Genomic DNA, 9417 nt, shown 5'->3' on the forward strand with positions numbered 1-9417 from the left:
ACAAGAGCGCCGGAGTTCGCAGGGCCGCCTCGCGCGACGAGGCGGCCACAACGGGAGGGACACAGCATGAAGACGGGTTGCACCAGCCTGATCGCCTTCGCCGCGATAGCGCTGAGCTTTCCGGCCCAGGCCGCCGATCCGGCCCTGAACACGCTCGTGCCGAAGCTGACGCGCGGCACGCAATGGACGCAAGTGGCCGCCGTCGAGCTGCAGTTTCCGACGCACCATCCGCAGGGCATGGTCAAGATCGGCGACGCCTTCTTCATCTCCTCGGTCGAGATCAAGAAGCCGACGACGCGCTATCCCGCGCTCCAGGACGGTTATGACCGCGACACCGGCGAAGGCACCGGCCATCTCTTCAAGGTCGATGCCCAGGGCAAGCTGCTGGCCAGCATCACGCTCGGCGAAGGCTCGATCTATCATCCCGGCGGCATCGACTTCGACGGCAAGGACATCTGGGTTCCGGTCGCCGAGTATCGCCCCAACAGCCAGTCGATCGTTTACAAGGTCGATCCGGCGACGCTGAAGGCGACCGAGGTCTTTCGCTTCAAGGATCATGTCGGCGGCATCGTCCACAACACCGACGACAAATCGCTGCACGGCGTCAGCTGGGGCTCGCGCCGCTTCTACAAATGGCCGCTCGACGGCGAGGGCAGGATCACCAACGCGACGACGGCGCCGGAGCAATTGCGCGTCGCGAATCCGGCGCTCTACATCGATTATCAGGACTGCCATTTCATCGGCATGAGCCGGATGCTCTGCTCCGGGCTCAACGCCTACCGGACGACGAAGGATGGGCCGGTCTTCCGTCTCGGCGGGCTCGAGATCGTCAACCTCAAGGACGACCGGCCGGTCTTCCAGGTGCCGGTCGAGCTCTGGTCGCCTTCTTCCGGCCTGCCGATGACGCAGAACCCGTTCTGGGTCGAGCCCATGGCCGAGGGCGTGCGCGCCTATTTCATGCCGGACGACGACAAGTCGACGCTGTTCACCTTTGAGGCGATGGTGAAATAGCGAGTTTCCTTCTCCCCTCGGGGGAGAAGGTGGCAGCGCGAAGCGCTGACGGATGAGGGAAGGATGGCATTCAACCTACCTTCCCGCTCACCCGGTCGTACCGCCCTCATCCGTCTGCTTCGCAGACACCTTCTCCCCCGAGGGGAGAAGGAGATCAGCTTCCCTGCCCCGCCGCCCAAAGGCCGAGCAGCAGCGCACCTCCGAGAACGGCGACGAAGGCCGCCGCCAACACCTCCAGCAAGGCGATCATCCTGGCACCGCGCAGCGAGCCGCCGCCGGCGAGCCGCAGCGCCGCGAATTTGAAGAACACCGCGAGCGCCGCCAGCGCACCGGTCGTCAGCGCCGTGCCCAGTGCCATGGCGAAGGTCGCGGCGATGCCGGCCCAGAACAGGCCCTGCGCATTGGCGAAGACCAGGATGATCAGCGCCCCGGCGCAGGGGCGCGAGCCGGCCGCCAGCACCACGCCGGCCATTTCACGCCAGCCGCGCAGGCGCGCGATCTCGTCCGGGCCGGGCATATGGACATGGTCGCAGGCAAGGTCATGCCCCGCGCCGAGCCTGAGCGCGACGAAGCCGCCGGCCTTGCGCCAGAGCACGACGAGGCCGACCAGCGCGACCAGCGCGAAGCTCGCCAGCTCGATCGCCCGCGTCGTCGCCGCCATGGTCGCGGCCGTGGCGTTGAGGGCGAGCGTCAAGGTCCCGACCAGCGCGATCGCGACCAGCGCCTGCAGCAAGGCGGCGGCGAAGCTCAGGCCGAGCCCGCGCTTCAGGCTGCGATTATCGGCGACGATATAGCCCGAGATCACCGCCTTGCCATGGCCGGGACCGGCGGCATGGAAGACGCCATAGCCGAAGGCGAGGCCGAGCAGCGCCGGCAGGGCCGCGCCGCTCTGCGCGATCGCCTTCAGCGTCGCCGTCAGCTCGCGATAGAAGCTCGACTGCCAGGCGAGCAGAACGGCGCCGATGCCGCTCGTCGAGGGCAGCGCCTCGCGTGGCAGCGCCCCGCCGAACGGGTTGCGCGGCGGCGGTGGCGGCGGTGGCGCGTAGAGGCTGATCAGCCAGGCGATCGCCCCGAGCGTGCCGGCGACCAGAGCCAGCGCCAGCAGCGCGACGAGCAGCCGGCGCGGCAGGGCGGATAAGCCCGGCGCGGCGGGAGCGCTCAGGGACATGCCACCAGCGCGCGCGTCGTCACCTGATAGGCGCTCATGTCCGGCGTCGCGGTGACGTCTTCCTGCGCCAGCTTCTGCTGCGTCGCCGCGTCGAGCTTGGGCGGGCGCATCACCCGCACGATGCAGCCCTTGGGCGCGTCACGGGCGATGACCGCATCGGGCTCGCCGCCGATCTCGAAGGCGACGAAATAGGTCGGATCGCCGATTTCAATGCCGAAGGAGCGGTTGGCCGTCGCCGGCACCTTGAGCGGCAAGGTGAAGCTCAGGGTCAGGACCTTGTTCTCATAGGCGAGCGACTCTTCGCCCGGCGTGCCGAACTCCTGCACCTTGCCGTTCGCCTTGGCGGTGGTGAAGAAGCCGACATCCGGCAGCGATTCGATGTTCACCTTGGCAAGCTCGGCCAGTTCGTCCGAGGTCAGCTTGCCGTCGCCGTTCTTGTCGAGCCCTTGCGTCATATAGGCCGAATAGGCCTCGTCGAAGCTCCAGCGGTGGCGCAGGGCTCGGACCGACCCGTCCGGCGCATAGACGATCTCGGTGCGCGAGGTGACGAAGACATGCGGGTGCGCCGCCGCCGGCAGCGCAAGGCCGAGCCAGGCCAGGGCAGCGCCGAGAAGGGCGCGAAGCACGGTCGATCCGGTCTTGCATCGGAGCACGGCTGGCATTTCCTCGAATCTGCGGCGGAATCGGCGGCGCATGCTAACAAAAGCGCGCCGCGCGCGCCTAGCTCGCAATCGGCTGCGACCAACTTCCCTGCCTTCTCCTGCAAAGGCGGCCAAATCGCGGCGCAGGATGGCGCCACCTCTCTGGAATACCCCTAAGGTGATTTGACGGCGCCCGGGGGGTATGTCAGCAATACTGACATAATATTGGATTGGAGGTCGGCGATACCGACCCCATAGTCCCTGCGGGGTTCGATCTTCGGGAGGTCGGCCATGGCCGAGACGCAGCAGAACTCCGAGGCAACAGCCGTCGACGCGGACGCGCTCCGTGCCGTCTCGCTCGACGACAAATACGACCTTTCGAAACAGCAGATCTTCCTGACCGGCACGCAGGCCATCGCCCGCATGCTGCTGGTGCAGCGCGAGCGCGACCGGCAGGCCGGCCTGAACACCGCCGGCTTCGTTTCCGGCTATCGCGGCTCGCCGCTCGGCGGGCTCGACCAGCAGCTTTCCCGCGCCGGCAGGCAGCTCAAGGCCGCCGACATCGTCTTCACCCCCGGCCTCAACGAGGACCTCGCGGCGACCGCGATCTGGGGCACCCAGCAGGCCGAATTGCAGGGCGAGGGCAAGCATGACGGCGTCTTCGCGCTCTGGTACGGCAAGGGCCCGGGCGTCGACCGCACCGGCGACGTCTTCCGCCACGGCAACATGGCCGGCACCTCGCGCCATGGCGGCGTGATCTGCCTGCTCGGCGACGACCATACCGCCGAATCCTCGACCAACGCCCACCAGACCGAATTCGTCCTGGTCGACCGGATGATGCCGATCCTCAATCCGGCCGGCGTCCAGGAGATCATGGACTACGCCCTGCACGGCTTTGCGCTGTCGCGCTTCGCCTCGGTCTGGGTCGGCATCAAATGCGTCAAGGACAACATCGAATCGACGGCTTCGGTCGATGGCGCCGTCGACCGGGTGCAGATCGCGACGCCTGAGGATTTCGTCATGCCGCCGGGGGGCCTGAGCATCCGCCGCGAGCTCGATTTCCTCGACCAGGAGAAGCGCCTGCACATCCACAAGCGCGCCGCCATCCTCGCCTACCTGCGCGCCAACAAGCTCAACCAGACGATCCTTTCGGGCGGGCGGCAGCCGCGCATCGGCATCGTCACCGTCGGGAAATCCTATCTCGACGTGCGCCAGGCGCTGGAAGAGCTCGGCCTCGACGAGGTCCGGGCGAACGATCTCGGCATCCGGCTGTTCAAGGTCGCCTGCCCCTGGCCGCTCGACCCGGCCGAGCTGAAGCAATTCACCGCCGGACTCGATCTCGTCATGGTCGTCGAGGAGAAGCGCTCGCTGATCGAGGTGCAGCTGCGCGAGGAGCTCTACGGCACGGCGCATCAGCCCATGGTGATCGGCAAGAAGGACGAGCAGGGCGAATGGCTCTTCCCGCCCCATGGCGCGCTCGACCCCAACGATGTCGCCATCGCGCTCGGCGCCCGCCTGCTGCAATACCGCGACGACCCGGCCCTGCGGGCCCGTCTTGAGGCGATCGCCACCGCCCAGGGACGCCTCGCCGAGGCGGTCGAGCTGGCCAAGCGCACCCCCTATTTCTGCTCCGGCTGCCCGCACAGCACCTCGACCGTGGTGCCGGAAGGCGCGCGCGCCTCTGCCGGCATCGGCTGCCATTTCATGGCGCTCTGGATGGACCGCGACACCGCCGGCTTCACCCAGATGGGCGGCGAGGGCGCCAACTGGGTCGGCGAGGCGCCGTTCTCGACCAGGCGGCACATCTTCCAGAATCTCGGCGACGGCACCTATACTCATTCCGGCTCGCTCGCGATCCGCTGGGCCGTCGCGAGCGGCGTCAACATCACCTACAAGCTGCTCTACAACGACGCCGTCGCCATGACCGGCGGCCAGCAGGCTGAAGGCCACCTGACGCCCGACCAGATGGCGCGCCAGGTCGCGGCCGAGGGCGTCGCCCGCATCGCCGTGGTCTCCGACGAGCCGACGAAATACCCGGCCGGCACGCTCTGGCCGCCCGGCACGACGCTGCATCACCGCGACGATCTCGACAGCGTGCAGCGCGAGCTTTCGACCGTGCCCGGCGTCTCGCTCCTGCTCTACGACCAGACCTGCGCCACCGAGAAGCGCCGGCGCCGCAAGCGCGGCGCCTATCCCGACCCGGACAAGCGCATCATCGTCAACGAGCTGGTCTGCGAGGGCTGCGGCGATTGCGGCGTGCAGTCGAACTGCGTCTCGGTGCAGCCGCTCGAGACCGAATTCGGCCGCAAGCGCCAGATCGACCAGTCGAACTGCAACAAGGATTTTTCCTGCGTGAAGGGCTTCTGCCCCTCCTTCGTCACCGTGCATGGCGCGCGGCCGAAGAAGGCGGAGCCGCGCTCGCTCGACGCCTCGGCCCTCGGCGGTACCGAGATTCCGGAGCCGCAGGTGCCGGCGCTCGACCGCAATTATGCGGTGGTCGTCACCGGCGTCGGCGGCACCGGCGTCGTCACCATCGGCGCGATCCTCGGCATGGCCGCGCATCTCGAGCGCAAGGGCTGCGGCATGATCGACATGGCCGGCCTCGCCCAGAAGGGCGGCGCCGTCTTCAGCCATGTCCGCCTCGCGCCGACCCCCGACGACATCCACGCCATCCGCGTCGCCGCCGGCCAGGCCGATCTGGTGCTCGGCTGCGACCTCACCGTCACCGGCTCGAAGAAGGTGCTCGGCGCGATCCGCCCAGGCTCGACCGTGGTGGTCAACACCGCCGAGAGCCTGCCGGGGGACTTCACCCGCAATGCCGACTTCTCGCTGCCGACCGAGCGGCTGAAGCGGGCGATCATCGCCGCCTCGGGGCGCGAGCACACCCATCTCGTCGATGCGACCGCCGCCGCCGTCGCCTTCCTCGGCAATGCCATCGCCGCCAACATGTTCATGCTCGGCTATGCTTGGCAGTTCGGCGGCGTGCCGCTCTCGCGCGCTTCGCTGCTGCGGGCGATCGAGCTCAACGGCGAAGCGGTGGCGATGAACCGGCAGGCCTTCGAGCTCGGCCGCCGCGCCGCGCATGATCCGGATACGCTGATCGCGGCGCTTTCCGAGGCCAAGGCGCCGACTGACGTCCGCCAGCTCTCGCAGACGCTGGACGAGATCGTCGCCCGCCGCGTCGATTTCCTCACCGGCTACCAGAACGCCGCCTATGCGGCGCGCTATCGCGAACTGGTGGCGAAGGTGCAGGCGAAGGAGGCCGCGCTGCTGCCGGGCCAGAGCGCGCTCGCTGAAGCCGTCGCGCGCTATCTCTTCAAGCTGATGGCCTACAAGGACGAGTACGAGGTCGCACGCCTCTATGCCGACGGCGCCTTCCGCAAGCAGGTCGCCGCGACCTTCGAGAAGGACAGCGCATCGGGCCAGAAGCTGCGCTTCGAGTTCCACCTCGCCCCGCCGCTGCTCGCCAGGCGCGATCCGAACACCGGCCTGCCGCGCAAGATGAGTTTCGGGCCGTGGATGATGACGGCCTTCGGCCTGCTTGCGAAGCTCAAGGGCCTGCGCGGCACCGCCTTCGACGTCTTCGGCTACAGCGACGAACGCCGGACCGAGCGCCGGCTGATCGCCGATTATGAGGCGCTGCTGGGCGAGATCCTCGACGGGCTGACGCCGGAGAACCACACGCTCTGCGTCGCGCTCGCCGCGATCCCGGAGAAGATCCGCGGCTTCGGCCATGTCAAGGAACGCCATCTGAAGCAGGCCAAAGCCGAGGAGGCCGAGTTGCTGGCGCGGCTGCGCGACGGCTCGCCGGCGGCGCTCGCCATGCCGAAAGCGGCCGAATAGCGCACGAGTTCTTGGGGAGGGGACGGGGTGGGGGCGGAAAGTCGGAGCAATCCGCTGCAAATCCCGCCAGATGCGCTGATACAAGCCCCTTGCACCTCAGTCGTTGGCAAACCTTGAGCTTCCGGCGATCGTTGCCTCATACTGCGCCCGCACAGCCCGCGTCAGCCCCGGCGAGTCCGCTTTGATCCAAGCCGAAGAACTGCGCCAGATCGCCTCCTGGTCGCTCGACCTCACGCCCGAGGAATTCGAGGAGGCGCGTCGCGGAATCAGCACCAGGGTCTATGGCAAGGGCGCCTATGTCTGCCATGTCGGCGACCGGCTCGAATCCTGGACCGGCGTCGCCGACGGCCTGCTCAAGATGAGCACCACCTCGAAGACCGGCAAATCGGCGACGCTCGCCGGCATGCGCAGCGGCGCCTGGTTCGGCGAAGGCACGGTGATCAAGGGCGAGGCGCGCCGCTACGACCTCGTGGCGCTGCGCGAGACCCGCGTCGCGCTGATGCGGCGCCAGACCTTCTTCTGGCTGTTCGAGCACTCGGCCGCCTTCAACCGCTTCCTGGTCCACCAGTTCAACGAGCGCCTCGCCCAGTTCATCGGGCTTGCCGAATACGACCGCATGCTCGACTCGACCGGCCGGCTGGCCCGCAACCTCGCCTGGCTGTTCAACCCGATCCTCTATCCGGGCCGGGACAGGACGCTGGCGATCTCGCAGGAAGAGCTCGGCCTGCTCGCCGGGATTTCGCGGCAGATGGCCAATCAGGGGCTGGCCAAGCTGGCCGATCTCGGCCTGGTCGAGATCGGCCATGGCTCGGTGACGATCCTGGATCTGGAACGGCTGGCGCGGTATGAGGGGTAGGGCGGGCGCATCGGGGCGAAGGCAGATTTCGGCCTACGATAGCGCAGTGTAAAAGGCTGGCTTTACATCCAGAATCACTTCAATTTCAGGCGGTTGACTACCTATCAAGAACTGATTGATCTGCTCTTGATAGCGATCGACATATTCATGCAATCGATCATCAAAATTCACGATTATATAAACAACCCGCCTAGCACTTCTCTCGGAGCAATATACCTGCATTTGCTTTATTGCTAATACTATCTTAGATTCAAGTTTACCTAAAAAACCATCAGGAAGCTGATCTACAATCTCTTGAACGTCGTCACTATGGAAGCGACTAGCCTCGACATCCGAAACATTGATCGTTTTCACTTCACACAGGACCTTTTTGCCGCGTGCAAGGGCTTCAAGGTCGGGCGTACGTTGGCCTTTAACCTTGGATTCCGAGATGAAGCGAATGTCTGTGCAGCCGTCACGCACGAGATAAGCGTAGGCCTTAGCTTGGTTGAGTTTATCGAAGAGCTGTTGCCAGCCGCGCGTTTTGTGCTTCGCGATTAGCAGTGGTGCAAGCTCGCCCTTCAGATAGCGCCACCCGGCGTCATCGAGACTCTGTAGGTCAGCTTGAATATCCCGATACTGCTTTAGTTTTTGAGGCCACTCGTTCAGCGATCTGTCGAGATCGCGGAAATATGCTGCTGCTGGTGCTGGCTCGGGAAGCAAATCTCGAAGCCCATAGATTCTGGGAAGTTCGCTGCGAAACATGGCTCGTCAGTTCTCCTGGCCCCTTCCAGCTAAAGCAATAACGGCTCCGGACCATCGCGTTAAAGGACATCGCGACAACACTACGAATCCCCGCCCGGCGAGAAGAAGCAGAGCAGCTCGCCGGCATCGTTGATGCACAGATGCCAGAGTCCGTCCGGCGACAGCCGGGCCTTGTCGTGCGGGATCTGGAGGATCAGCAGCTCGCGGCGCTCCGTCGGCCACATCGGATGCCGCCCCGGCGCGATGGTCACGACGAAGCCGGTCTTGCCGAGCCGCACCTCGCCGGGATCGATCCGTGCGCAATCGGCGCCCGAGCAGCATGCGAACGGGTACTCCCAGCCGCTGGGAGCCTGATGGGCACGGGTTACCCTCGCGCCGGCGGCAAGCATGACCGCTATCGTGATCGAGGCAAGAACGCGCATTGGCCGGTCCCCGCCCTAGAAATCCCGCCTGAATGCGGTGGATCGAAGGCATTGCGCTGGCGTGCCGCGGCTCGACGGCAGCCAGGGCACCCGGTCAGGACCGGCGAGACACGGTTCCTGCCGCGCTGCTCGCGATTGAGTGAAAGCGCGCCGATCCGCTTCAGCTGACGATAATGCGGCCTCCTTCACGATTGGAGGAGTTCGCAAGCCTTTGAAATCGCAGCGGAAGCGCCGATTCCACGACCATTCGGCCAAACCTCGGCGGGACAATAGCGCCCCAAATACATCCTGTCTGTCAAGTGGCTCCTTGCACAGGGCCGGGCCACCTGCAAAGCTTGCATGATCGCACAAGGGCCCGAATGGCCCGGACAAACCCGCATCAGACGGGGCGACAGGGTGGAGACGACGATCGTGGCAAGCGCCCCCGCCGGCCTGGCGGACACCTTTCCCAAGCTGCTGATGCGCAATGCGCATGAGCGTGGTTCGCGCGTCGCGTTCCGGCACAAGGACCTCGGCATCTGGCAGTCCTGGAACTGGGCAGAGGTCGCCGAGCAGGTCCGCGCCTATGCCAGGGGACTCGAGGGTCTCGGCCTGAAGCGCGGCGACAAGGTCGCCATCGTCGGCTACAACCGGCCGCGCCTGTACTGGTCGATGGCAGCCGCGCAATGGCTCGGCGCGATCCCGGTCCCGGTCTATGCCGACAGCGTCGCCGACGAGATGGCCTATGTGCTC

8 protein-coding genes are annotated in these 9417 nt (G+C 66.2%); 4 read left to right on the top strand and 4 right to left on the bottom strand.

Annotation, left to right across the window (positions count from 1 at the left end; translation table 11 throughout):
- The first annotated feature begins 66 nt into the window (after nucleotides 1-66).
- Entirely contained in the window at nucleotides 67-1011 is a 945-nt protein-coding gene (locus tag V6M56_RS17375; protein ID WP_332685416.1) for a DUF6454 family protein, read from the top strand.
- A 154-nt stretch (nucleotides 1012-1165) separates the two neighbouring features.
- Here V6M56_RS17375 and V6M56_RS17380 read toward each other — a convergent pair whose 3' ends face one another.
- Complete coding sequence (locus V6M56_RS17380) at nucleotides 1166-2179, bottom strand: nickel/cobalt transporter (RefSeq protein WP_332685417.1); 1014 nt, start codon at nucleotides 2177-2179, stop codon at nucleotides 1166-1168.
- On the bottom strand, nucleotides 2170-2805 hold the full coding sequence (locus tag V6M56_RS17385; RefSeq protein WP_332685418.1) for a DUF1007 family protein: 636 nt from the start codon (nucleotides 2803-2805) through the stop codon (nucleotides 2170-2172). Before V6M56_RS17385 ends, V6M56_RS17380 begins: the two co-directional genes overlap by 10 nt.
- A gap of 306 nt (nucleotides 2806-3111) precedes the next feature.
- Here V6M56_RS17385 and V6M56_RS17390 point away from each other — a divergent pair, with 306 nt between their 5' ends.
- Both V6M56_RS17390 and V6M56_RS17395 read left to right on the top strand, forming a co-directional pair.
- Nucleotides 3112-6663: an indolepyruvate ferredoxin oxidoreductase family protein gene (locus V6M56_RS17390; protein ID WP_332685419.1), complete on the top strand. Its 3552-nt coding sequence runs from the start codon at nucleotides 3112-3114 to the stop codon at nucleotides 6661-6663.
- Nucleotides 6664-6844: 181 nt separating this feature from the next.
- Entirely contained in the window at nucleotides 6845-7519 is a 675-nt protein-coding gene (locus V6M56_RS17395; RefSeq protein WP_332685420.1) for a Crp/Fnr family transcriptional regulator, read from the top strand.
- A gap of 33 nt (nucleotides 7520-7552) precedes the next feature.
- On the opposite strand, the gene V6M56_RS17400 is transcribed toward V6M56_RS17395, so the two are convergent.
- Entirely contained in the window at nucleotides 7553-8263 is a 711-nt protein-coding gene (locus V6M56_RS17400; protein WP_332685421.1) for a hypothetical protein, read from the bottom strand.
- Nucleotides 8264-8343: 80 nt separating this feature from the next.
- Nucleotides 8344-8685: a hypothetical protein gene (locus V6M56_RS17405; protein WP_332685422.1), complete on the bottom strand. Its 342-nt coding sequence runs from the start codon at nucleotides 8683-8685 to the stop codon at nucleotides 8344-8346.
- A 459-nt stretch (nucleotides 8686-9144) separates the two neighbouring features.
- On the opposite strand from V6M56_RS17405, the gene V6M56_RS17410 reads away from it, so the two are divergent.
- Nucleotides 9145-9417 (top strand): AMP-binding protein (locus V6M56_RS17410; RefSeq protein ID WP_332685423.1); only part of this gene is annotated, 273 nt, incomplete at its 3' end.

The sequence above is a fragment of the Allobosea sp. genome (assembly GCF_036675845.1).
Taxonomy (GTDB): domain Bacteria; phylum Pseudomonadota; class Alphaproteobacteria; order Rhizobiales; family Beijerinckiaceae; genus Allobosea.

Coding starts and splice junctions, on each gene's coding strand:
- V6M56_RS17380 (WP_332685417.1), bottom strand. CDS start 2,179: ATGTCCCTGAGCGCTCCCGCCGCGCCGGGCTTATCCGCCCTGCCGCGC.
- V6M56_RS17400 (WP_332685421.1), bottom strand. CDS start 8,263: ATGTTTCGCAGCGAACTTCCCAGAATCTATGGGCTTCGAGATTTGCTT.
- V6M56_RS17375 (WP_332685416.1), top strand. CDS start 67: ATGAAGACGGGTTGCACCAGCCTGATCGCCTTCGCCGCGATAGCGCTG.
- V6M56_RS17390 (WP_332685419.1), top strand. CDS start 3,112: ATGGCCGAGACGCAGCAGAACTCCGAGGCAACAGCCGTCGACGCGGAC.
- V6M56_RS17405 (WP_332685422.1), bottom strand. CDS start 8,685: ATGCGCGTTCTTGCCTCGATCACGATAGCGGTCATGCTTGCCGCCGGC.